A 21039-nucleotide genomic window follows, 5' to 3' on the forward strand; every position below is an offset into this window, starting at 1 on the left:
GACCAGCAGCTTGACCAGCGCGGACGCGGGCAGCAGGGCGTACGGCTCCCCGTCGTCGTCCATCACCAGCACCCCGGGCAGCCGCTGCTCGGCCAGCAACCGCGCCGCGTCCAGCGCATCGCTGTCCAGCCTCACCGACGGGTACTCCACCACCAGATCACGTGCGCGCATCCGCGTCCTCCTCCATCCGGATCTTCGACGGCGTGGCCCCGGCAACCCGCGTCGCCTTCTCCTCACCCTCATCGTCATCGTCCGGAATGCCGACGAGATCCTCGACGTCGAAGAGACGGGCGACCGGCACGTCCGTGCTGCTGTGGGCGGCGATGCAGAACGCCATGCGCAGAAGGCCGCCGCTGGCTTCTCCCCCGGCCGAAGCGAGTGTCGATCAGCGAGATCGCACAGGTTGTGGAGTCAGGAAGGCACCACCGATGGTGCCCCGCTCACCCCACCGACGATCGCCCTCACCCACCGACGATCGCCCGCAACACCATGTACAGCAGCGACGGGCCGAGCAGGCAGCCGACGCCCGTGTAGAAAGTGGCCGTCATGGCCCCGTAGGGGACCAGGCGCTTGTCGGTGGCCGCGAGACCGCCGGCCACGCCGGAGGTCGTACCCAGCAGGCCGCCGAAGGCCATGGCGGACTTCGGGTTGTTCAGTCCGATCAGTGGGGCGATGAGTGGTGTCCCCACCATCACCACCACGGATTTGACCAGCCCGGCCGCCACCGACAGGGCAATCACGTCCGAACTCGCGCCCACCGCCGTGCCGGTCACCGGCCCGACGATGTACGTGGCCGCACCGGCGCCGATGGTCGTCAGCGATTTGGCGTCCGTGTAGCCGAAGAAAGCGGCGATCACGGCCCCGACCACGAACGAGATGAGTACGCCCAGCAGGATCGACAGACCGCCGGACAGTCCGGCACGCTTGATCACCTTCAGGTCGACGCCGTAGGCGGTGGAGACGATCGCGAAGTCCCGAAGCATCGCGCCGCCCATCAGGCTCAGCCCGGAGAGCGCTGAGAAGTCGGCGAGCCCGTGCTCGCCGTCGGTCACCGTGCCGCCCCAGTAGGCCAGGACCAGGCCGAGGAGGATGGCGATGGCGGAGCCCTGCATCCGGCCGCGGGTCAGCGTCTTGGACAACCACCCGCCGACCAGCATCAGCGCGCCGACCAGCCCGAAGGCCACGAGCAGGCCGTTGTCTTGGAAGACGGATGTGAACCGGTCCATTTCATGCCTCCTGCTTCTCGTCCGTGCTCAGCGTCTGCGGCGTCTCCAGTGGTTCGCCCGGTTCGCCGATCCGCGCCAGCGCTGGTACCAGGGCGAACCCCGCGGCGACGGCACCGAGGCCCGCCAGGATCGCCATCGGGCCGCCGGTGACCGCCTTGACCACGTTCTGCGCGGAGGCCATGGCGATGACGATCGGTATGTACATCGCGCTCCAGAAGAGCACGCCCTGCTCGGAGGCCTCGGGGAACTTGCCCTTCCGGCGGAGCTGGTGGGTGACCAGCACCAGCATGATCATGGCGAAGCCGACTCCGCCGACATTGGCATCGACGCCGACCACGGCGCCGAGCAGTTCACCGACGAGTGCGCCCGCGAGCATGCACACCGCCAGTGCTGCAACTCCATAGATAACCATCGTCTTCTCCACACTGAGAGACACTGGGGGACATTGGGAAACAGGGGGACTTGCAGGGTGGGAGAGGGGTGGGGCCGGGCGGCGCCGTTGTCCACGTCCTGGCCGGTGGGTCAGGCGTCCGCGCCCGCGAACAGGTCGGCGTAGCGCTTGCGCAGTTCGGCCTTCTGGACCTTCCCCATCACATTGCGAGGCAGGGCGTCGACGACGCGAACGGCGCGCGGGTGCTTGAACCGGGCGAGGTCCTTGGCGACGAAGTCCAGCAGTTCCGCCTGTTGGGGTTGCTGGTCCGGAGCCGGTACGACGACGGCCACCACCGTCTCGCCGAAGTCCGGGTGGGGAACGCCGATCACGGCGGACTCCTGCACCGTGGGGTGGGCGTCGAGCAGTTCCTCGATCTCCTTGGGATAGATGTTGTAGCCCCCGGAGATTACGAGGTCCTTACCCCGGCCGACGATGCGCAGATAGCCGTCCTCGTCGATGCGGCCCAGGTCACCGGTGATGAAGAAGCCGTCCTCGCGGAACTCCGCGGCGGTCTTCTCGGGCAACTGCCAGTAGCCGGTGAAGACGTTCGGACCGCGAACTTCGATGCTGCCGACCTCGCCGTCGGGCAGCGGCCGTCCGGTCGTGCCGTCCGCCACCCGGATCTCGGTGCCGGGGAGCGGCATGCCGACAGTGCCGGGCTTGCGCGGTCCGCCGGTGTAGGGGTTGGTGGTGTTCATGCCGGTCTCGGTCATCCCGTAGCGCTCCAGGATGGCGTGGCCGGTGCGGGCCTCGAATGCCTGGTGATCGCTCGCGAGCAGCGGAGCCGATCCGGAGACGAACAGCCGCATCGAGGCGCAGGCCTCGGGGGTGAGCCGGTCGTTCTTCAGCAGCCGGGTGTAGAAGGTGGGGACGCCCATGAGCACCGTGGCCCCAGGTAGCAGGTCGACGATCGTCCCGGCGTCGAACTTCGGCAGGTAGTACATGGAGGCGCCCGCCGCCAGGGTCATGTTCGCGGCGACGAAGAGCCCGTGGATGTGGAAGATCGGCAGGGCGTGGATCAGCCGGTCCTCGGCGGTGTACTGCCAGGCTTCCAGCAGCGCCCGGCAGTTGGAGGCGAGGTTGCCGTGGGAGAGCACCGCGCCCTTGGAGCGCCCGGTGGTGCCGGACGTGTAGAGGATCGCCGCCGGGTCGTCGGCCGATGCGTCGAAGACCTTCTCATGCCGACCGTCGCCGTCGCCGTCGCCGTCGCCGTCGAGGAGGGTGCCGTCGCCGGTGGTGCCGAGGGTTTCGACGACGAGCCCCTGCTCCGCGCGGTGCGCGTGGTCGGCCAGCCGGTCCGGGGAGCAGACGAGGACACGGGGCCGGGCGTCGCCGATGAAGTACTCCATCTCCGCACCGGTGTAGGCGGTGTTGAGCGGCAGGAAGACGCCGCCGATCCGCAGGGTCGCCAGGTACAGTGCGATGGCCTCCGGGGATTTCTCCACCTGCATGGCGACCCGGTCACCGGGGGTGACGCCGTCGGCGACGAGACGGGCCGCGATCCGCCGCACGGTCTCCGCAGTCTCGCGATAGGTGATCCTCTGCCCGTCGGGCAGCTCGAAGAGCGCCTTGTCCGGCCGGCGCTCCGCCTGCTCGACGAAGGACCGGTAGATGGTCGTGAAGGGCGCCATCGGGGGTGTTCCTCTCTCGTCGTCCGAGGTGGTGGACGCGTCTGTGGTGGGGGAAGCCGTCGGGGCATCCGGGAGGACGTCGCGCAGCGGTCCGCCGAGCGCCACGGTGCGGTTGCGGACGAAGTCCTCGTGCCGGCGCTCCAGCTTCTCCGGCTCATAGCGGTAGTTGATCATCGCGCCGTAGGACTGCCGCCAGGCCTCCGACGAGCTGTTCGCCGGCCAGTTCAGCCGCCAGGCGATGGCCCCGTTGCCCAGGTGGAAGCGGGCGACCGGGTCGAGGGGGCGCCCGTCGTCGCGCCGCTCGACCGCGATGTACCGCGCCAGGACGGGAAGGAGCCGGGGACGGATCTGCTCGGCGTCCTCCGAGCCGAGGTTCGCCGGTTCTTCCACAGTGTCCAGCTCCCGGACGAGCAGCCGCAGGTCGGCGTCCTGCTCGGCCCGCTCGCCGAGCCAGCGCCGGAATCCGGGGATGGGCGAGAGCGTGACGAACTGCGCCAGGTGCGGCAGTTGCTCCCCCACTTGCTCGATGACCTGTTTGATGAGGAAGCTGCCGAAGGAGACTCCGGCCAGGCCGTCCAGGGCGTTGTTGATCGAGTAGAGCGCTGCCGTGTCTGCTTGCGAGGGGCTCAGTGCCGGGCCGTTCTCCAGAAGCGGGGCGATGCGCTCCGGCATGCCGCGCATCAGGGCGACCTCCACGAAGATCAGTGGTACGTCCCCGGTGGCCGGGTGGAAGAAGGCGTACACACGGCGGTCCTCGGGCTGCAGACGACGGCGGAGCTCGGCCCTGCCCGCCATCGGGTGGACCTTCTCGTAATGCAGCAGGTGGTCGTGCAGCTCCCTCGGTGAGTCCCAGGTGATCTCCTCCATGCGGAGGAAGCCGCGGTTGAACCAGGAGGTGAGCAGGTGGTGGAAGTCGTGGTCGAGGGACCGCAGCTCCGGATGACGGCGCGTCAGCCGACGCAGGTCCGCGCGCATCCGGACCAGGGCGAGCGTGGCACCGGGTGCGTGGTTCATCCGGCGCAGCAGCTGCTGGCGGGCCGGCTCGACCACGTCGAACAGCCGGACCAGTTCCTCGCCGCCGTCGGATCCGGAGTTCCTGGCGTCCTCCCACCGGCGGAAGGCGGCGCGGACCCGCTCTGCGTCGACATCGTAGGTCTTGGTGATGTGGGTGAAGAAGACGAGCCTGCCGACGTCGTCGAGCGTGTCGTAGGCGGACAGGGCTCGAGCCGCGACCGCCCGCATCGAGGCTTCACCCACGTCACTCATCAGGACTTCACAGGCGGCGAGCAGCTGGTCCAGCGGGGAGTCGTACGGCTCTCCGGCCGCCGGGTCGCCGCCACGCCGTCGCCCGAGCGCCTGGAACAGCTCGGTGAGCAGCCAGCCGTCACGACGTCCCATCTCCGCTCCTTCGCCCTGCCTCCGGTTCCAGACGCATTTCATATGCGTAAACGCGTCTGATGTATATAACAGCGCGAGAGTGAGATGCACCACCCCCTGTCCAGGTCGGATATTCTGGGCTCGGAGGTGTCCATGGCTCGAGTCCCGGAATCACAGCGCGTGCGGGACGCGCTCGAGAACGCCGTCATCGACGGCCGCTACCGCCCCGGTGAACGCCTCGATCCAGCACAGCTCGAGCGGGAGTACGGATGCTCGCGCACGCCGATCCGAGAAGCCCTCCAGGCCCTGGAGCGCTCCGGACTGGTGCAGATCCGCCCCAAACGCGGCACATTCGTCACCGAGTTGAGCATCTCCGAGCTGGCCGAACGCTTCGAAGTCATGGCCGAGCTCGAGGGAATGGCGGCACGGCTCTCCGCCCGCCGTATCGAGCGGGAGTCGCTGGACGAGCTCGAACGCGCCCTGCAGGAGTGCGTGAAACACGCCACGGCCGGCGACGCCGACCGCTACTACTACGCCAACGCCTGGTTCCACGACATCGTCTATGACTCCTGCGGCAACGAGTACCTGCGGCAGCAGGCCCATGCGCTCAAACGGGCCCTCCAGCCGTACCGGCGGCTGCAGTTGCGCGTGCCGGATCGCATGCGGCGCTCGCTGGCCGAGCACCGTGAGATCGCCGACGCCATTGCCGGCGGGGACGCGGACACCGCGGAGAACGCCGCCCGCGACCATGTGCTCGTCCAGGTCAAGGAGTTCAGCCAGCTGATGCGGACGTGGCGGCAGGTGACGGAGCCGGCACACAGCGCCAGGTGAACCGCGCTCCCGGTACCGCGGAGGCGGCCGCGAGCATCATCCATCCGCTGCGAGGGCCTCCGCGGCGATCGTGTGGTCGATCGCCGCGTTCCAGTCGACGCTCTTGGTCAGGACGCCGGACGCCTTGAGTTCCCTCTCCTGGCGCGAACGGGTCCCAGGTCTGTACGGCGCCCACGGAGCCGGTCAGCAGCGCGGCGGTGATCTGGTCGGTGTTGAGGGGGACGAACTTGATCTCGCCCGCGTCGATTCCGGCCTTCTCTGCCGCGGGCAGCACGAACAGGTTCGCGTTGATCGTGGTGCCGTAGGAGCCGAGCTTCCTGTCCTTGAGATCAGTGACGCTCTTGATACCGGAGTCCCTGCGGACCAGCAACGCCTGCGAGCGTCTTCTGCTTCTACAGCACTGCGGGTGCCGATAAATCATCCGTGCAGTTCACGCCGCGTGCTGGTATTCGTGGAGGATTCCGCCGAGTCGGTCTCGTCTGTGGACTTCCAGGTGGGCGAGTTGGGCTTGTTGGGTGATGGGCGTGGGCAGCGGGCGGCAGGGAGCGGCTTGTTCCAGGGCCCTGTGCGGGCGGTGCTCGTTATAGAAGGATTCGTACTCGCGCAGGGCGTGGAGGAGGTGGCTCCGGTTCCAGATCAGGGTCCGGTCCAGCAGCTCCCTGCGGCAGGTCTGCATCCAGCGCTCCATGACCGAGTTCATACGCGGTATCCGAATGCCGGTGGTGACGACCTTGAGACCGGCATCGGTCATCAGGGCATCGAAGGCGGATGTGAACTTGGAATCGCGATCGCGATGAGGAACTTCGCCTTGCCGTCCGCACCCTCGAGGTCCATGAGGAGATTGCGTCCGAGCTGCACGATCCACTCCGCAGTGGGGTGTCGGGTGGCGCCGAGGACCCGGATGCGACGGGTGGCGTGCTCGATGACAGCGAAGACGTACAGGCGCGCCCCCGTCAGCGAGCGGACTTCGAACAGATCGCGGGCGAGAAGAGCCTTGGCCTCTGGCTGCGGAGAAAGTCGGCCCAGGTCCCACGCGGCATTCTCCCTGGCCAGGCGAAGAACCAGGGCGCGGATCGACCGTAGGGTGCGCGGGCGTCCGCGTCGCCTGGGTACGCAGGTTGCGGCATGGCGCCGCCTGAGCAGTTCACGATGCCAGTGCAAGATGGTCTCGGGGCGGACCAGCAGCAGAAGGTGCCGCAGTCTGTCTTTGGGGAGGTGGTGGAGCAGGCCCGCGAGGACGGCACGGTCGCTGTCGATGAAGCCCGGCTTGCCGATTTATCGGCACCCGCACAGCTCGACCTGGAGCGGCACCACGGCCGCACACCCGCCGGCGTCGTCGCCCGCGTCATGCAGCGCATCCTCCCGCTGACCACCGCCATCTGGCACAACGACCAGAGCGGACAGCCCATCCTGCGCTCACTGACTGCCTACGACCACTAACCCTTGGGATCGATCATGTAGTTGGACGGTGCCAGGGTGCGCAGGACGTCGAACTCGTTGCCCTCGGGGTCGGCCATGACCACCCAGCTCCGGCCGGATCCCTGGCCCCCGCCCACCTTGGCGGCGCCAAGGCCAAGCAGTCTGGCCATCTCGTCGTCAGTACTGCCGTCGATCGGACTGACGTCCAGGTGGAGCCGGTTCTTCACCATCTTGCCGTCGGGCACCCGGATAAACAGCAAGGTGGGCGGCATCTGGCGGGCCCGGACCTCCTCGACGGTCGGCTCCCAGGAGCCGATCTCGACCTTGCCCTCGCTCCGGTCGATCACCTTGAAGTCCAGGACCGCGCACCAGAAGGCCGCGAGCCGCTCCGGATCGTGGCAGTCGACAACCAACTCGGTGAACCTACTGGTCATTACTCCCCCAGACAGTGCGGACGGGGGCTCAGCCTATGGGGCCGCGCCACCAGTCCGGCAGGTCCGGGATCGTTAGGACCCAACCCTTGGAATCGATCATCTAGTGCAGTTCGGTTACAGAACGGCCGTTCCCCGCACCACCGATCTGTACAAGGATTCCAGGCATCGACACACTGACCTGGATCAGTCGTCATACTGACCTGGTCCATCGGGAATGTACGGGGGGATCCCATGCGCCGTTCCATCGCGGCTGCCGCCGCAGTCGTCACGCTCACCGCCACCCTTGTGGCATGCGGGGGTTCGGACGGGGGCAGCGACAAGGCCGGGCCCACGGGGCCCACGGGGCCCACGAAGGGCGTCGGCTCCAGCAGCACCGCCCAGCCGGCCGGGGAGCAGTCGCCCGGCGGCAGCACGCAGGCGCCGGTCGGCAAGCTCGGCGACACCCTGAAGCTGGTGGGGATGGAAGGCAGCCTGAACGGCACGGGCACGCTCGAGGCCGACTTCACGTTGGAGAAGTTCGAGAACCACGCCAAGTCGTCGATCGGCGCACTCGAACCGGCCGCCGCAAACCGCCTCGTGGCCGCCAAGTTCACCATCGTCGAGACCGGCACCGGCACCTACCAGGACTCCGGGTACGCGGAGGCGATGGTCTACGACGCGAACGGGCAGGGATATCAGGGCAAGCCCGGAACCCCCACCGTCGGCAAGTCCCTTGGCGGCCTCCAACTGATCGTCAAGCCGGGTCAGCGGGTCTCCGGCTGGATCGTCTTTGAGGTGCCGAAGGACGCGAAGATCACGTCCGTGACGTACCTGATGGAAAAGGTCGGGCCGGACCCCGAGCGCACGGGCAAGTGGACCCTCGACTAGGCGGTTTCGTTTGGATCACCGGCGGACCAGAGGAAGATGCCGGCGATGTGGAGTCCGGCCAGGTAGATGGTGGCTGTCTTCTCGTAGGGGTTGGCGATGCCTCGCCACTGCTTGAGGCGGTTGATGCACCGCTCGACGGTATTGCGCTGCTTGTAGGTCTCGCGATCGAAGGCCAGTGGTCTGCCTCCTCGGCTGCCGCGTCGCAGTCGGTGGCCGTCAGCGGTGTTCAGATGCCGAGGATGAACTCGATCATGGAACGGTGGGTACAGACCTGCAGACGGGAACTCCTGGACCGCACCCTGATCTGGAACCACCGGCACCTGCTCCACGCCCTGCGAGAGTTCGAGCAGTTCTACAACGCACACCGGCCACACCAGGGCATCGCGAACGCCAGACCGCTGCACGCCTTACCCACGCCGATCGACGATCCTGAGCAGATCAGCCGTCTCGACATACGACGACGCGATCGACTCGGCGGCATCCTCCACGAATACCGACATGCTGCGTGACCTGCATGGATGACATTCTCGGCAAGGGCAGGGTTGCCGGCGCGAGTCCGGCTCAGAACTCCTAACGGAATGAGAGCCGGTGTTCGACGCTGGGTGGGGTGTCCGGGCGGCCACCAGCCTCATGCGCAACAATCTAGTTGCGCATGCGGTCCGGATGTGCAACCTTGGGGTAGCGCATCCGGATGAGGAGAGGTTGCCAATGATCCCCAACACGATCGAACGCGCCATCGTGATCAATGCCTCCAGGGAACGGGTCTGGTCCGTTCTGACGGAACCCGCGTTCCTCGGCCGCTGGTTCGGTAGCGGAGAGCCGGTCAAGATCGACCTGCGCCCCGGCGGTCTTCTGGTCTTCGACCACGGGATCCACGGCGTCATTCCCGCTCGTATCCAGGCGGTCGAACCACCACACGTTTTGTCCTGGCGGTGGTCCCAAGGTGCCGCCGGCGAGGAGCCGGACGGCACCAACGCCACCCTGGTCGAGTTCACTCTGGCCGCGGACGACTCCACAGGAGGCACCAGGCTCACCATGGTCGAGAGTGGCTTCGTACACCTCGGGCTGCCCACCGACGAGGCCACCGACCGGCACCGCGCCAACAGTCAGAACTGGCCCGGCAAGCTCAACCAACTGCGCGCGGATTGCGAACCGATCACGGCATGACCCGCACCACCGAGCGCGAACCAGCCCCCGAGGACGTCCTGGTGGCCCTGGCCGACCCGATCCGCCGGGAGGTGCTGGCCATCCTCGCCCGCGAAGGCGGCGCGACCTCGACATCGCTGGCAGCAAGCCTTCCCGTCACCCGCCAGGCGGTGGCCAAACACCTCGCAGTCCTCGATCGTGCCGGGCTGGTACGTGCCCACCGAGCCGGACGGGAGGTCCGCTACGAAGCCGATCTGCAACCGTTGAAGCGGGCAACACGGTGGATGGACGCCCTCGCTGCCCAGTGGGAACACCGCCTGAACGCGATCAAGGATCTGTCGGAGGGATCCGCTTCCCCTTGAACTCGGCAGGGGCGGCTCAATGACCCATCAGGGGACGCAGCCTTCTCCAGCAGATTAGTGCGCATCCGAGGGTGAGGAAGGCTTCGTGGATGTCGTCACGTATCTCCCAGCGGATCCGCAGGCGGCGGAACCAGTGCAGATGGGCGAACGCGCGCTCCACGACCCAGCGTTGGGTGCCCAGCCCGGAGCCGTGCTCGGTGCCCCGGCGGGCGATCAGCGGCTTCACGCCGAGATCTCGGACCAGGCGGCGGTACTTGTCGTGGTCGTAGCCGCGGTCGCCCAGTACAACGTCCGGGCGGCGCCGGGGCCGGCCTCGTTTGCCCCGCACCGGCGGTACAGCCTGAAGCAGTGGGATCAGCTGGGTGACGTCGTTGCGGTTGCCGCCGGTCAAGGTGGCGGCGAGTGGGATGCCGGTGGCATCAGTGATCAGGTGGTGCTTGCTGCCCGTCCTGCCCCGGTCGACGGGGCTTAGTCCGGTCTTTGGGCCCCCTTTAACACCCGGATGTGGGAGCCGTCGACGGCCGCCCGGGAGAAGTCGAGGGCGTTTGCGCTGCGAAGCCGGGCCAGGAGGACCTCGTGCAGCCGGGGCCACACACCGGCTTCGGTCCACTCGGCCAGGCGGCGCCAGCAAGTCATGCCTGAGCCGAAGCCGAGTTCCTGCGGGAGGTGTTCCCAGGCAATCCCGGTGTGCAGCACGAACAGGACGCCCTGGAACACCAATCGGTCCGGATGGCGCTTACGCCCGGGATGCCGGGCCCGACGCTCGACCTTGGGCAGCAGTGGCTCGATCACCGCCCACAGCTCGTCGTCGACCTCCCATGGCTTTGGCCGAGCCACCCAGCACCCCCGGATCATCAGTCCCAGAGTGATCCAACCACCTCGAAGATCATTTCGTTAGGAGTTCTTAGTCCCCATCGTGCTGGAGGTCGTCTCAATGCCTGCTGCGTACCCGTCCCTGACGCGAGTTCTGGCCGAGGCGCTGGTCGATGTCCTCTGGTTCATTGACGGTTCTGAAGACGAGCAAATGGATCCGGACGACGCCCTCAAGGTCCTGGAGGGCGTCGCCTGCGTCGTGAGCAAACTGTCGCCCGGGCAGCGGAACGAGTTCCTCGACATGCTCAGCACGATGGCCCGCGAGGAGTCCAATCCGTCTCGGCGGGCGTTTCTGGAGGAGTTCCCGGACGGCTTCGGGCTCCTGGAGGACGAGGGCTGACGCGGACCCTCAGGCAAGCAGGACCCGTTTGCGGAGAAGGCCGAAGCTGGCGCGGCCGAACATCTGCCGTTTGAGCATCTTGATCCGGTTGACTGCGCCCTCGACCGGGCCGGAGTTCCAGCCGGTCGTCAGGCCGGCGGTCACCGCGTCGAAGTCGCTGTGCAGGCCGACGGCGAAGCTGCTGATGCCGGGCAGGTTGGCGTCCGTGGCCTCGGTGATCCAGTTGGGCAGGCGGGTGCCGCCGAGCGTGGTGAGCATTTCAGCGAACGAGCTGGTCAGCTCGGCGCAAACCCACCCCTGTCAGACGATCTACACCCCAAACTGCAGCCCACGACCAGCACGCACCCCGAACCGGCGTCACACCAGCGCCCTGACCAGCTACTTCAAGATGAAGCAGCTTTAATTAATGAGCACAGCCACGCAGCCTGACCAGCAGCGATGGGTTTCTGAACGACACAGGAACAGTGCTTGATTTCGTTGCGCTGGACGTCAAGAACCCTTGCGCCTGGCGTCAATGACATCCCGGTTCCTACCGGGGAAGCTCCTTTCAATGCCTCACCCATGGGCAGACCATACGACCGAAAGGAAAACCACTCATGTCCAGTCTCCGCGGTGGCAATCTCGAAGAGATGCGACTGACGGCAAAGATGTTCACCGAGAACCTGGACAAGCTGAACGGCATCATCAGCGCCCTGAACAGCCGTACGGTGGGCAGCGAACACATTTGGACCGGGTCCGCCGCCGACCGATTCGCCAGATCAGGACCGCGCTGGAACGGCTGCCCGGCTGTTTCGGCACGATCGCCCGGAACCTTCGCGATACGGTGAAGGACCTCAGGTCCAAGGACCATCACTAGCCCCGCCCGCTCCGGGCGGCGCTCCTGCTCACCTCAACCTCGCTCGCGTCCCGGAGATCCGCGATCTGCTCACAGAGCTCGTCCCCGCGACCGGCACCTGCAGACCACGATCAGCGGTCACGCCCACGTTCGCGCCATCGCAAATACCAGGTCAGCCGCCATAGGGGCTTCCTATGAGTCTCAACGTGATGACGCTCATGGGCTAAACAATACATGGGGGAAATATGTCCTTTGAGGAGGAATGGGCACGGCTGAAAGCTGACGCGGCAGCACGGCACTCCACTCACGTGCGCCTCAACCAGCTACCCGGTTCACCCGCAGCCGGCGGCAGCGATCCGCAGGGCGACCTTCGGGTGGATCAAAAGGACTTGGCCGCTATCGGCGACGCCGCGTATAGGCTGCACCAGAACCTGGGCCGGGACGGGTACCACGCCCAGACCATGAGTTACCAGGCGGCGAGGGGGCTGAAGACGGACTTCGCCATCGGTGCCGCGCTCGACCATGTGACCACGCGCTGGGGCGACCAGCTTCGCTCCCTGCAGGGCGCGTGCGCTCACATCTCCAACCACCTCGACTACACGCAGCATGCGCACCAGGGCGATGAGACGTATCTGGTCACGAAGTTCAGCGAGATCTCTACCCTGGACCAGGGCTTCAGTGAGGGAGTCGTGCCTTAATGGATCTCGACGCCTTGCGTAACGGGAACTTCAAGGATCTCGATGCCGCCATCACCGACTGGGACCAGATGGTGCACAAGCTGGAGAAGCTTCAGTCGCATGCTGAGGAGGGGCTCGACGGCAAGTCCCGGAGGGCCAACTGGGCAGGTGTGAACGCCACGGTCACGCGGGAGTTCATCACCAAGACGTCCAGAGAGTTCAAGCAGGCGGTCACCGAGGCCACCTCGATCCGCAACATTCTCCGCGACACCTACGCCGAACTGATGTATTACCAAAAGGAGTTGACGGGGGCTCTCGACCGGGCCAGAAAGCGGGACATCCACGTCATCGACAAGGGCGAGGGGAGGTTCAAGGTGATGGCCCTGTGTGAGGTCGACCCCAAGAAACAGGCTTCACAAGCGGAGGTCGACGGGCTCACAGCGGAGGTGCAGGGCATCCTCTCCAAGGCCGCGAACTCCGACGACTCCGCGGCGAAAGCCCTGCGCGGACTGGTGGACCTGGCGCAGGTGGGATTCAGCAGTGCGCCAGTGATGGCCGACCGTGACCACGCGGGCGCGGTCATACGGCGGGAGCAGATCCGGCAGAGAGGGATCAAGCTCGCCGCGGACTACCGGAAGAACACCAAGTGGCCCTTCGAGTGGGGCCCGGACGGCACTCACCCGAGGGGTCGCGCGGCGGAGTCCGATCAGCAAGGCGTCCACTGGGCGGAGCGGGACCTGTTGAAACAGCGTCCGTGGGAGGCGGCGAAATGGGCCGACATCACATACTGGGCGAAAAAGACAGCCGAGCAAGAGCACCACAAGAATCCCAACATCGACGAGAACGCGTTTCGCCACACCATCTGGCAGGCCAGACTTACCTACGAGTTGGGCAGTGAGGGGGCGGAGCGCTGGGCCGATGCCCATGAAGCGTACTACCCCAAGTCCGAACGCGCGGATCATATGGCGGACTTGGTAAACAACGAAAACGGAAGAAATTTAGGCAAACAGGCCAAGGAGAGGGTTCCGTTCGAGGCACCGCCCAGGGGCGTCCCGAACTACAGGTCACCTGTGGAACAGTACATTCTCAACGAGGCGCGCCGTTACGCACAGTCCGACCAGGCAGCGAAGCAGCAACACTTTGCGGACCGGTGAGCGAACAGCCCCTCGCGAAGGTGAACACCGTTGATGGTTGGTCGGTTGCGCCTGCCTGAAGCGTGTCTCTATTGCAGTACGGTCGTTGACCTGGGGCTTTGTGTTGGCCCAAATAAGCGCGGCACTCCTGCTGCTGTCGTCGACGCTGTGTTTCGCGACGGCAACAGCAAGGCCCCCGAGGTGCTTCGCTGCATGAACACCTCGCGGGACGCTGAGAAGCTTGTGCAGTTCAGAAATGCGTCGCTGCAGCTCATAGGGGGGTCTGGCGAGACCTTGTCGGACTCCGTCGCCCGATTCTTGGGAATCGGCTGACCTGGGGGTTCTCGGGGTGGGATGGTGTTGGGGATCGGTCTGTTCGCGGGGAAGTGAGGAGGATCGGCGGTATCGCTGCGTCCTGTCCCCGCTCCCGAGATTCCTGAGATGACCGCTCGGGTTGCTCGTGCGGCTTTCCCCAAGGGCTGTCTGGCGATGCGGGTCCGCGATGAGCTGGGTGTGCTGTTCCAGGACGCGGACTTCGCGGCAGCGTTCCCGGCCCGTGGCGGGCCGGGGCTTGCTCCGGGGATGCTGGCCGTGGTGTCGGTCATGCAGTTCGCTGAACGGCTGACGGACCGCCAGGCTGCCGATGCCGTCCGCTCCAGGATCGACTGGAAATATCTCCTCGGGCTGGAGCTGGAGGACGAGGGCTTCCACTTCTCCGTCCTCTCCGGCTTCCGGACACGCCTGGTTGAACACAGCCGCGAGCAGGTGGTCCTGGACCGGCTGCTGGCGCGCCTGTCCGGGTTGGGTTTCCTGCGTGCGGGCGGACGTGTGCGCACGGACGCCACCCATGTCCTGGCTCTGGTGAGGGATGTGAACCGGCTGGAGTTCTGCGCAGAGACCCTGCGGTGCGCGCTCGAGGCCCTGACGGTCGCCGCCGGTGACTGGCTGCGCGCGGCCCGGATCGCGGATGTGTCCTGGCAGGAGCGTTACGGACAGCGCGCGGACTCCTACCGGCTGCCGAAGGGCGATGTGGAGCGCGGGGATTTCGCGGTGCAGGTCGGAGTGGACGGCTTCGCCCTGCTGGAGGCGGTCCATCGGCCTGATGCGCCGGCCTGGTTGCGGCAGCTGCCTGCCGTGCAGGTCCTGCGCCGGGCATGGATCCAGCAGTACCACCGAGGCGGCGAGCACGGTGAGGGGGTGCGCTGGCGGGAGGGCAAAGACCTCCTGCCGGGCAGATTCCGGCTGGTCAGCCCGCACGATACGGACGCACGTTGCGCGGTCAAGCGCGGCATGATCTGGGACGGTTACAAGGTCCACTACAGCGAGACCTGCGACAATGATCTCCCTCATTTGATCGTGAACGTGGCCACCACGCACGCCGCGGTGGACGACTCCCGCCTGGTCGCAACCGTCCACGAACACCTGGAACGACGCGGGGCAGAACCAGGAGAGCACCTGGTCGACGGCGGCTACACCTCCGCCGCAATCATCCTGACCGCACGCGCCCAGGGCATCGACATCCTCGGGCCACTACCACCCGCAAGTGACCGCCAGACCCGGGCCAACAAAGGCTTCGCGCTCACCGACTTCCAGATCCACTGGGACGAGGAGTACGCCGTCTGCCCCAAGGGGGCCAAGAGCCGCTACTGGGGCAGCACCCGCATGGACGGACAGCCGCGGACCGTGGTCATCTTCCCCGAATGGGACTGCCGCAACTGCAAGGTCCGCACCTCGTGCACCAGCGGCTTCACCCGACGCCTCACCCTGCACCCCCGCGAGGAACACGAACTCCTCCAACAGCAGCGCGTCGCGCAGGAAACCGACGCCTGGAAACAACGCTTCGCAAAGCGCGCGGGCGTCGAGGGCACGATCTCCCAGGCCGTCGGCACTACTGGCATCCGCCGCAGCCGTTACCGAGGCCAGGCCAAGACCGCCCTGGCCCACGTCTTCAGCGCCGCAGCAATCAACCTCCACCGCATCGACGCCCACCTGACCGGGCGCCCTATCGGCACCACACGCCGCACCCACTTCGCCGACCTCGACCTCAATCCCCCACCCCGCAGGAAAACACGCACACGACGTCCATGAATCGGGCGACAGAGTCGCACAGGCTGCCGCTTCACCGTGTCTGCGGTCCGGCTTCCTCCAGTCATTTATGGAAGACGGCAAGTCGTCCAGCCATACCACGCCGCGCTCGCCGGCGTCCGCCGATGGAAATCGGTCGACCCCGCCACTGACAGGCATGCAGAAGTAAAGTTGTCGCAGTTCTTCGGAGGTTGAGTTGGCATAAACCTCCAACATAAGACGAGCGGGGGTTCAACTGATTACCGCCCAGATAGTCGGCCCTGCGGCAGTGCCGATCAGGTGGTCGACTCCGCTGCAGCCGAGTCGCGCTATTACACTGAAATGACTGGCGCTGGGCTCGCTCGGGCGGCCTTCGGCCTCGCGGACTTTGCTGCGTAAGAGGCCGGTGAGCTGGTCGAATATGCCATCGGCTTCCCAGCGGGCGAAGTAGCCATAGACGCTTTGGTTGGGCGGGAAGTCGTGGGGCAGGTGGCGCCAGGGATGCCGGCGCGGTCGACGCAGAGGATGGCGTTCATCAGGGTGGGCAGGTCGTGGGTGGGTTTGCGGATGCCGTTGCGGGCCTGACGCCAGGCAAGGGAGCGGAGTCGTCCGCGTGCGCGATCGACGCGCAGAGCGTCAAGACGTCCACCAGCGTCCCGACCGCCGGGCAGGGCACGGATGCGACGAAGAAGACATCGTGGGCCGCAAGCGGAGCATCGTCACCGACACCCTCGGACTGCTGCGCGCGGTGCTGGTCACGGCCGCGAGCGTGCAGGACTCCGTCGCCGACACCCACCTGGTCGGCTAGGTCGCGGCCGCCCATCCCTCGATCCGCAAGGCCGGGGTGAACGGTGGCTACCTGCAGCACCTCGTCGAGCACGCCGCCCGCCTTGGCGTCGACATGGAAAGCGTCCAGCGCGCCCCCGGGACCAGCGGATTCACCCCACCGCCGAGGCGCTGGACGGTGGAGCGGACCTATGGGTAGCTGATGTTCCACCGCCGCCTGGCCCGCGAAGACGAGACCCTGCCCGCCCGCTCCGAAGCCATGATCCACCTCGCCATGACCGACCTGATGGCCCACCGTCTCACCGACGAAGCCACCATCTCCTGGCGCGACCCGACACCGTGGGATCAAACAGCAATTCCGGGATGAAGCACAGGAGAAAACGACCTCTTAGTACGTTCTGGGATCGCCGCCGCCTGGATCGGGCATTCGCCTTGGGGCACAGGGCTGCCCTATCAAGGAAGACTTACCGCAGAAGCTCCCCTACGCCGTGCTCGCAGCCAAGGGGGTCGCTGTGTGATCTCCCCGAAGCTGATGGCCTGCTATTTCCCGCCGATGTCAAGGAAACGGCACCGGCATTCTCCCGGACTTCGAGCAAACACGCTGGCACTAACAGTCAACCCACGTTGATTCGACCACTGAAATACCTGACTCAAACTTATTGACATAAAAACCCTACACATATGATCATGACCACATGAAGGAACTGCCGAGGTTACCGTTCGACAACCCAGCCGTGCTCGGCATCGCGCCCCAGTTGCGCGCACTGCAGCAGGAGGGGCCGATCACCAGGGTGCGGACCGCCGGTGAAGATACTGCCTGGCTGGTCACCCGTTACAACGAAGTGAGGGCGCTACTCGCCGACCGCCGACTCGGCCTCAGCAATCCCGACCCGCAGCAGTCGGCCAAGAGCGCGGCCAGGCGCTTCATGGTCGCGCTGATGGCAGGGGACGACCCCGACACCGAGGCCACCAGGCATGCGCAGATGCGCGCGCTGCTTGTGCCCCGGTTCTCCACGCGCCGGATGCGCCTGATGAAGACCCGCATCGAGCACCACGTGGACGACCTGCTCGACCAGTTGGCCGCCGGCACTGCGCCGGTCGACCTGCACCGCGCGCTGTCGTTTCCGTTGCCGACCATGGTGATCTGCGATCTACTCGGCGTGCCGCTGGCCGACCGGGAGCGGTTCGGGCAGTGGGCGAGAGGCACGTTCGACCAGACCGACGACCAGCACTCGGCGAACACCTTTCAGCAGGTCGTCGACTACATGACGGAACTGGTGGCGCGCAAGCGAACCGAGCCGGGCGACGACATCCTGTCCGAGCTGATCGCCGATAAAGACGGCGCACTGTCCGATGCAGACATTGCCCACTTGGGTAACGCCGTGCTGTTGTTCGGCTACGAGACCACCATTGTGCGCATCGACCTCGGCACCCTGCTGCTGCTGCGCAATCCGGCCCAGCGTGTCCTGCTGGCCGAGAATCCCGAACTCGCGTCGGTCGCGGTCGAGGAGATCCTGCGCCTGGGCGTTGGCGGCAACGGAGCCAACGCGGTAATACCCCGCTACGCGCACAGCGACATCACCGTCGGCGAGACAGTGATCAGGACCGGAGACGCGGTGATGCTGGCCATCGGCGCGGCCAACTACGACGGCCGGGTATTCCCCGACGGCGACCTGCTCGACTTGGTCCGGCACAAGCCCAAGTCACACCTGGCATTCGGGCACGGCGCCCGGCACTGCATCGGCCGCACACTGGCCCGGATCGAGCTGACCGCGGTGTTCGAGCGGCTGTTCCGCAGACTGCCCAACCTGCGGCTCGCGGTGCCCGAGGAGTCGCTGCGCTGGCAGGAGCACCGAATCACCGGCGGGTTCGATGAACTCCCCGTTACCTTCTAAGTGGCATTGCGCGAGTGAAACACAGCCGTCCACCGTTCATGGTCGACCGCTTCGCCAGAACGATGCCTGGCGTGTCGTCTCTGACGGATCATCTCTGACGGATCACAGCGCGTCGGCGCATCACCGGCCCCCGCCATCCTGAACGTCAGCACCAGCCGTCCCCGGCGGTCGTCCCTCGTCACCTCCGCCTCACCCGGCGCCACCGAAGCCGTCCGCCCGACCGGATGTTTGACGCTCCTTCCCCTCACGCACAGACGTCAGGAGGACAAGGAACCATGACGGACACTTTCAGCGACTACGTCGACTGCACGCCTCTTCTCGACGACCGTGAGGCCCTCGACCGCTTCTACGACGAGCACGGCTACCTCTATCTGCGCGGCGCCCTGGACCGTGAACTCGTCCGGACCGCCGCCGAGCAGATGCTTGAGGGCCTGATCGCACTCGGCCACGCCGCCCCCGGCACCACGCTCGACACCCTCACCATCGAGTCCTTCGAGGCGGTCGACGAAGTGGCGATGCACGACTACGTCAAGTACGACGACCTGTGGAACCACCCCTCGGCCCTGAAGGTCTGGGAGAAGGTCTTCGGCGAGCCCGTCTTCGTCTTCAAGTCGACGACGATCCGCTACTACCCCTCCGCCGCGGGCTCCGCGGAGCCGAGCTTCCTGACCCCGCTGCACCAGGACGGCTTCTACATCGGCCCGAACAAGGACTTCCGCACCGCCTGGGTGCCGCTGCTCGCGACGACCCCCGAGATAGGCGGCGTCGCCGTCGCCGACGGCAGCCACCAGAAGGGCCCGCGCGAGCACGTCGTGACCGAGAACTTCCGCCGCTTCGGCCACGCCGTGCGCGGCATCCCGGCGGAGAAGTTCGGCGCGGACGAGCAACTGCTGTTCTCGCCCATGGAACCGGGCGACGTAATCATCTTCCACGCCTTCATGTGCCACAAGTCCATCCCGAACGTCTCGGTGAACCCGGCCGGCATGCGGATGTCGATGGACACCCGTATCCAGCCCGCCTCCTCGCACCGCGGGTTCAACGCTCTGACCCCCTGGCCGGAGTCCGCGAAGGACCCCTCCAAGGGAGTCATGTCGAAGATCACCGGCACCCCCACCACCACCGAGTGACATTGTTATCCCCGCACCCGCCTCAACCGTCCCCCACAAACGCCTGGGTAGGCAGCGCATGACGAAACACGAGGGCCTCCCCCCTCTGAAGGGGCCCAACGCGACACCCGAGTCCTCGGCCGACACGGAGCCGGCCGCCGCGGGGCTCAGTGGCATCGCCCTCGTGGTGGTGCTCACCGGATACGCCCTGTCCATCGTGGACGCCTCCATCGTCAATGTGGCGCTGACCTCGATCAGTGACGACCTCCACGGCGGCCCCGCCGCACTGGAGCTGGTGGTGTCCGGCTACGGCCTCACCTACGCCCTCGGCCTGGTGCTGGGCGGACGGTTGGGCGACGCCTTCGGCAGACGGCGCCTGTACGCCTACGGGCTCGCGGCGTTCACCGTCACCTCGGCGCTGTGCGGACTCGCCCCGACCATCGAGTTCCTTGTCGCGGCCCGGCTGCTGCAGGGCGCCGCCGGCGCCATGCTCGTACCGCAGGTGCTGGCGACGATCCAGGCGGCCACCGAGGGCCAGGCGCGCGCCCGTGCGATCGGCATGTACGGCGCGACCGCGGCCCTCGGCATGGTCACCGGGCAGATCCTGGGCGGGCTGCTGGTCTCGCTGGACGTCGCCGGGATCGGCTGGCGGTCGGTCTTCGCGATCAATGTGCCGATCGGAGTGGCCGCGCTGCTGGCCGTCCGACGTGTCCCCGCGACCAGGGCCGACACGAAGCCGGGCTTCGATCCGGTGGGTACCGTGCTGTTCGGTGTCACCATGGTCTGTGTGCTGGCCCTGGTCGTGGCGGGCCCCGACCTGGGCTGGCCGCTGTGGCTGTGGTCGCTGCTCGCGGTCGCCGCGGTGGGGGCGCTGGCGCTGGTGCGGGCCGAGCGTGGGCTGGAGGCACGGGGCGGCTCACCGCTGCTGTCCCCGTCGGTGCTCTCCCAGCCGGGGATGCGCAGAGGGCTGGCGGCGATGGTGCCGTTCTCGGCCGGCTTCGGCGCCTTCCTGTTCGTCTACGCGCTGATCGCGCAGGGTCACTTCGGCTTCGGCGGGCTCGCCTCCGGCGGGGTGCTGACGCCGTTCGCTGCGGCGTTCTTCGTGGTGACGCTGTTCACCCCGAGGATCGCGGCGGCCCTGGGCAGCCGGATCGTCACCCTGGGCGCCCTCGTCCAGGGCATGGGCCTGCTGCTGCTGGCACTGGTGCTCCGGCTGGGTTGGCCGCATCCCTCCCTGGCGCTCGTGCTCGTCGGGATCGCCTTCTTCGGCGCAGGCGCGGCGCTGATCGGCCCGACGCTGTTCCGGACGATCCTCGCCGACGTACCCCCCGCGCAGGCCGGCATGGGCAGCGGTGTGCTGGTGACCAGCCAGCAGATGGCGACCGCGCTGGGCGCGACCGTCGGCGGAACCTTCTATCTCTCCCTGGCCAGTTGGCTGTCGACGGTGTCAGCGGCCGTGCTCGTGCTTGCCCTGTTGGCATGTTTCTCGGTGACCGTTCTCGTGATCAGTCTGAAGCTCCCCGACCCCAGCTGACACCCGCGCCCCTCGAACGGCGCGATCTGATCCAGACCTTCTCGTTGGCAACGGCGCGCCGTCCTTCGGC

At 66.8% G+C, this 21039-nt stretch carries 20 protein-coding genes and 6 pseudogenes; 15 read left to right on the top strand and 11 right to left on the bottom strand.

The features are described from left to right. Positions 1-157: 157 nt before the first annotated feature. The 4 genes from ACFV2X_RS22615 to ACFV2X_RS22630 form a co-directional block, all read right to left on the bottom strand. Positions 158-337 (bottom strand): hypothetical protein, encoded by a 180-nt coding sequence (locus tag ACFV2X_RS22615; protein WP_385619213.1) that lies wholly within the window; start codon positions 335-337, stop codon positions 158-160. A gap of 124 nt (positions 338-461) precedes the next feature. Next, a complete protein-coding gene (gene madM, locus ACFV2X_RS22620; protein ID WP_385619216.1) occupies positions 462-1226 on the bottom strand; it encodes a malonate transporter subunit MadM in 765 nt (254 codons plus the stop codon). Position 1227: 1 nt separating this feature from the next. Further along, positions 1228-1638 (bottom strand): malonate transporter subunit MadL, encoded by a 411-nt coding sequence (gene madL, locus ACFV2X_RS22625; RefSeq protein ID WP_385619217.1) that lies wholly within the window; start codon positions 1636-1638, stop codon positions 1228-1230. Between the two features lie 110 nt (positions 1639-1748). Continuing rightward, a complete protein-coding gene (locus ACFV2X_RS22630) occupies positions 1749-4688 on the bottom strand; it encodes an AMP-binding protein (protein WP_385619219.1) in 2940 nt (979 codons plus the stop codon). A gap of 132 nt (positions 4689-4820) precedes the next feature. Between ACFV2X_RS22630 and ACFV2X_RS22635 the strand changes: the two genes are divergently transcribed. After that, entirely contained in the window at positions 4821-5498 is a 678-nt protein-coding gene (locus ACFV2X_RS22635; RefSeq protein ID WP_385619221.1) for a GntR family transcriptional regulator, read from the top strand. On the opposite strand, the gene ACFV2X_RS22640 is transcribed toward ACFV2X_RS22635, so the two are convergent. Together ACFV2X_RS22640 and ACFV2X_RS22645 are read right to left on the bottom strand one after the other, a co-directional pair. After that, positions 5440-5919, bottom strand: a complete 480-nt coding sequence (locus ACFV2X_RS22640; protein WP_385619223.1) for an ABC transporter substrate-binding protein — start codon at positions 5917-5919, stop codon at positions 5440-5442. The two genes, ACFV2X_RS22635 and ACFV2X_RS22640, sit on opposite strands and share 59 nt — an antisense overlap. Positions 5920-5928: 9 nt before the next feature. Beyond that, a pseudogene (locus ACFV2X_RS22645) lies at positions 5929-6773 on the bottom strand (integrase core domain-containing protein). Between the two features lie 15 nt (positions 6774-6788). Here ACFV2X_RS22645 and ACFV2X_RS22650 point away from each other — a divergent pair. Then, a pseudogene (locus tag ACFV2X_RS22650) lies at positions 6789-6938 on the top strand (IS982 family transposase); the annotation flags it as partial. Here the strand turns inward: ACFV2X_RS22650 and ACFV2X_RS22655 are convergent. Beyond that, positions 6935-7351, bottom strand: coding sequence for a VOC family protein (locus ACFV2X_RS22655; protein ID WP_385619225.1), 417 nt, complete (start codon positions 7349-7351; stop codon positions 6935-6937). The pseudogene ACFV2X_RS22650 and the gene ACFV2X_RS22655 sit on opposite strands and share 4 nt — an antisense overlap. Positions 7352-7582: 231 nt before the next feature. Here ACFV2X_RS22655 and ACFV2X_RS22660 point away from each other — a divergent pair, with 231 nt between their 5' ends. Beyond that, complete coding sequence (locus tag ACFV2X_RS22660; protein WP_385619227.1) at positions 7583-8218, top strand: hypothetical protein; 636 nt, start codon at positions 7583-7585, stop codon at positions 8216-8218. On the opposite strand, the pseudogene ACFV2X_RS22665 reads toward ACFV2X_RS22660, so the two are convergent. Beyond that, positions 8215-8433: pseudogene (locus ACFV2X_RS22665) on the bottom strand (hypothetical protein); the annotation flags it as partial. The gene ACFV2X_RS22660 and the pseudogene ACFV2X_RS22665 overlap by 4 nt on opposite strands. Between ACFV2X_RS22665 and ACFV2X_RS22670 the strand changes: the two are divergent. From ACFV2X_RS22670 to ACFV2X_RS22680, 3 genes are all read left to right on the top strand, one after another. After that, positions 8383-8727: an integrase core domain-containing protein gene (locus tag ACFV2X_RS22670; RefSeq protein ID WP_385619504.1), complete on the top strand. Its 345-nt coding sequence runs from the start codon at positions 8383-8385 to the stop codon at positions 8725-8727. The pseudogene ACFV2X_RS22665 and the gene ACFV2X_RS22670 sit on opposite strands and share 51 nt — an antisense overlap. 199 nt (positions 8728-8926) lie before the next feature. Beyond that, positions 8927-9385, top strand: coding sequence for an SRPBCC domain-containing protein (locus tag ACFV2X_RS22675; protein WP_385619228.1), 459 nt, complete (start codon positions 8927-8929; stop codon positions 9383-9385). Beyond that, positions 9382-9726 (top strand): ArsR/SmtB family transcription factor, encoded by a 345-nt coding sequence (locus ACFV2X_RS22680; RefSeq protein WP_385619230.1) that lies wholly within the window; start codon positions 9382-9384, stop codon positions 9724-9726. Before ACFV2X_RS22675 ends, ACFV2X_RS22680 begins: the two co-directional genes overlap by 4 nt. A gap of 16 nt (positions 9727-9742) precedes the next feature. Here the strand turns inward: ACFV2X_RS22680 and ACFV2X_RS22685 are convergent. Further along, positions 9743-10581, bottom strand: a protein-coding gene (locus ACFV2X_RS22685; protein ID WP_385619232.1) for an IS5 family transposase whose coding sequence is annotated in 2 segments (ribosomal slippage) — positions 9743-10227 and positions 10227-10581 — 840 coding nt in all. Because the reading frame shifts where the segments join, the coding sequence is not laid out codon by codon here. 79 nt (positions 10582-10660) lie between these two features. Between ACFV2X_RS22685 and ACFV2X_RS22690 the strand changes: the two genes are divergently transcribed. Beyond that, entirely contained in the window at positions 10661-10939 is a 279-nt protein-coding gene (locus ACFV2X_RS22690) for a hypothetical protein (protein WP_385619234.1), read from the top strand. 9 nt (positions 10940-10948) lie between these two features. Here the strand turns inward: ACFV2X_RS22690 and ACFV2X_RS22695 are convergent. Further along, a pseudogene (locus ACFV2X_RS22695) lies at positions 10949-11209 on the bottom strand (transposase); the annotation flags it as partial. 326 nt (positions 11210-11535) lie between these two features. Here ACFV2X_RS22695 and ACFV2X_RS22700 point away from each other — a divergent pair. The 4 genes from ACFV2X_RS22700 (at position 11536) to ACFV2X_RS22715 (ending at position 15672) form a co-directional block, all read left to right on the top strand. Continuing rightward, on the top strand, positions 11536-11766 hold the full coding sequence (locus ACFV2X_RS22700) for a WXG100 family type VII secretion target (protein ID WP_385619236.1): 231 nt from the start codon (positions 11536-11538) through the stop codon (positions 11764-11766). 253 nt (positions 11767-12019) lie between these two features. Then, entirely contained in the window at positions 12020-12472 is a 453-nt protein-coding gene (locus ACFV2X_RS22705) for a hypothetical protein (RefSeq protein WP_385619238.1), read from the top strand. Continuing rightward, positions 12472-13605: a DUF6973 domain-containing protein gene (locus ACFV2X_RS22710; RefSeq protein WP_385619240.1), complete on the top strand. Its 1134-nt coding sequence runs from the start codon at positions 12472-12474 to the stop codon at positions 13603-13605. Before ACFV2X_RS22705 ends, ACFV2X_RS22710 begins: the two co-directional genes overlap by 1 nt. 420 nt (positions 13606-14025) lie before the next feature. Further along, positions 14026-15672: an IS1182 family transposase gene (locus tag ACFV2X_RS22715; protein ID WP_385619242.1), complete on the top strand. Its 1647-nt coding sequence runs from the start codon at positions 14026-14028 to the stop codon at positions 15670-15672. 324 nt (positions 15673-15996) lie between these two features. On the opposite strand, the pseudogene ACFV2X_RS22720 reads toward ACFV2X_RS22715, so the two are convergent. Next, positions 15997-16241 (bottom strand): annotated as a pseudogene (locus ACFV2X_RS22720) (transposase); the annotation flags it as partial. Between ACFV2X_RS22720 and ACFV2X_RS22725 the strand changes: the two are divergent. From ACFV2X_RS22725 to ACFV2X_RS22740, 4 genes and pseudogenes are all read left to right on the top strand, one after another. After that, positions 16239-16801, top strand: a pseudogene (locus tag ACFV2X_RS22725) (transposase); the annotation flags it as partial. The pseudogenes ACFV2X_RS22720 and ACFV2X_RS22725 sit on opposite strands and share 3 nt — an antisense overlap. Before the next feature lie 328 nt (positions 16802-17129). Continuing rightward, complete coding sequence (gene penM, locus ACFV2X_RS22730) at positions 17130-18329, top strand: pentalenolactone synthase (RefSeq protein ID WP_385619244.1); 1200 nt, start codon at positions 17130-17132, stop codon at positions 18327-18329. 275 nt (positions 18330-18604) lie between these two features. Next, the gene (gene ptlH / locus ACFV2X_RS22735; RefSeq protein ID WP_385619247.1) at positions 18605-19456 is read left to right on the top strand and encodes a 1-deoxypentalenic acid 11-beta-hydroxylase; all 852 of its coding nucleotides are present in this window, start codon (positions 18605-18607) and stop codon (positions 19454-19456) included. Positions 19457-19514: 58 nt separating this feature from the next. Then, positions 19515-20969: an MFS transporter gene (locus ACFV2X_RS22740; RefSeq protein WP_385619249.1), complete on the top strand. Its 1455-nt coding sequence runs from the start codon at positions 19515-19517 to the stop codon at positions 20967-20969. Positions 20970-21039: the final 70 nt, after the last annotated feature.

The organism is Streptomyces sp. NPDC059679 (genome assembly GCF_042734105.1).
Taxonomy (GTDB): domain Bacteria; phylum Actinomycetota; class Actinomycetes; order Streptomycetales; family Streptomycetaceae; genus Streptomyces.

Excerpts from the sequence above, each read along its gene's own strand:
- ptlH (WP_385619247.1), top strand. The coding sequence starts at position 18,605 with ATGACGGACACTTTCAGCGACTACGTCGACTGCACGCCTCTTCTCGAC.
- ACFV2X_RS22635 (WP_385619221.1), top strand. The coding sequence starts at position 4,821 with ATGGCTCGAGTCCCGGAATCACAGCGCGTGCGGGACGCGCTCGAGAAC.
- ACFV2X_RS22630 (WP_385619219.1), bottom strand. The coding sequence starts at position 4,688 with ATGGGACGTCGTGACGGCTGGCTGCTCACCGAGCTGTTCCAGGCGCTC.
- ACFV2X_RS22655 (WP_385619225.1), bottom strand. The coding sequence starts at position 7,351 with ATGACCAGTAGGTTCACCGAGTTGGTTGTCGACTGCCACGATCCGGAG.
- ACFV2X_RS22660 (WP_385619227.1), top strand. The coding sequence starts at position 7,583 with ATGCGCCGTTCCATCGCGGCTGCCGCCGCAGTCGTCACGCTCACCGCC.
- ACFV2X_RS22705 (WP_385619238.1), top strand. The coding sequence starts at position 12,020 with ATGTCCTTTGAGGAGGAATGGGCACGGCTGAAAGCTGACGCGGCAGCA.
- madL (WP_385619217.1), bottom strand. The coding sequence starts at position 1,638 with ATGGTTATCTATGGAGTTGCAGCACTGGCGGTGTGCATGCTCGCGGGC.
- ACFV2X_RS22640 (WP_385619223.1), bottom strand. The coding sequence starts at position 5,919 with ATGATTTATCGGCACCCGCAGTGCTGTAGAAGCAGAAGACGCTCGCAG.
- ACFV2X_RS22710 (WP_385619240.1), top strand. The coding sequence starts at position 12,472 with ATGGATCTCGACGCCTTGCGTAACGGGAACTTCAAGGATCTCGATGCC.
- penM (WP_385619244.1), top strand. The coding sequence starts at position 17,130 with ATGAAGGAACTGCCGAGGTTACCGTTCGACAACCCAGCCGTGCTCGGC.
- madM (WP_385619216.1), bottom strand. The coding sequence starts at position 1,226 with ATGGACCGGTTCACATCCGTCTTCCAAGACAACGGCCTGCTCGTGGCC.
- ACFV2X_RS22615 (WP_385619213.1), bottom strand. The coding sequence starts at position 337 with ATGGCGTTCTGCATCGCCGCCCACAGCAGCACGGACGTGCCGGTCGCC.
- ACFV2X_RS22700 (WP_385619236.1), top strand. The coding sequence starts at position 11,536 with ATGTCCAGTCTCCGCGGTGGCAATCTCGAAGAGATGCGACTGACGGCA.
- ACFV2X_RS22715 (WP_385619242.1), top strand. The coding sequence starts at position 14,026 with ATGACCGCTCGGGTTGCTCGTGCGGCTTTCCCCAAGGGCTGTCTGGCG.
- ACFV2X_RS22680 (WP_385619230.1), top strand. The coding sequence starts at position 9,382 with ATGACCCGCACCACCGAGCGCGAACCAGCCCCCGAGGACGTCCTGGTG.
- ACFV2X_RS22675 (WP_385619228.1), top strand. The coding sequence starts at position 8,927 with ATGATCCCCAACACGATCGAACGCGCCATCGTGATCAATGCCTCCAGG.
- ACFV2X_RS22690 (WP_385619234.1), top strand. The coding sequence starts at position 10,661 with ATGCCTGCTGCGTACCCGTCCCTGACGCGAGTTCTGGCCGAGGCGCTG.
- ACFV2X_RS22740 (WP_385619249.1), top strand. The coding sequence starts at position 19,515 with ATGACGAAACACGAGGGCCTCCCCCCTCTGAAGGGGCCCAACGCGACA.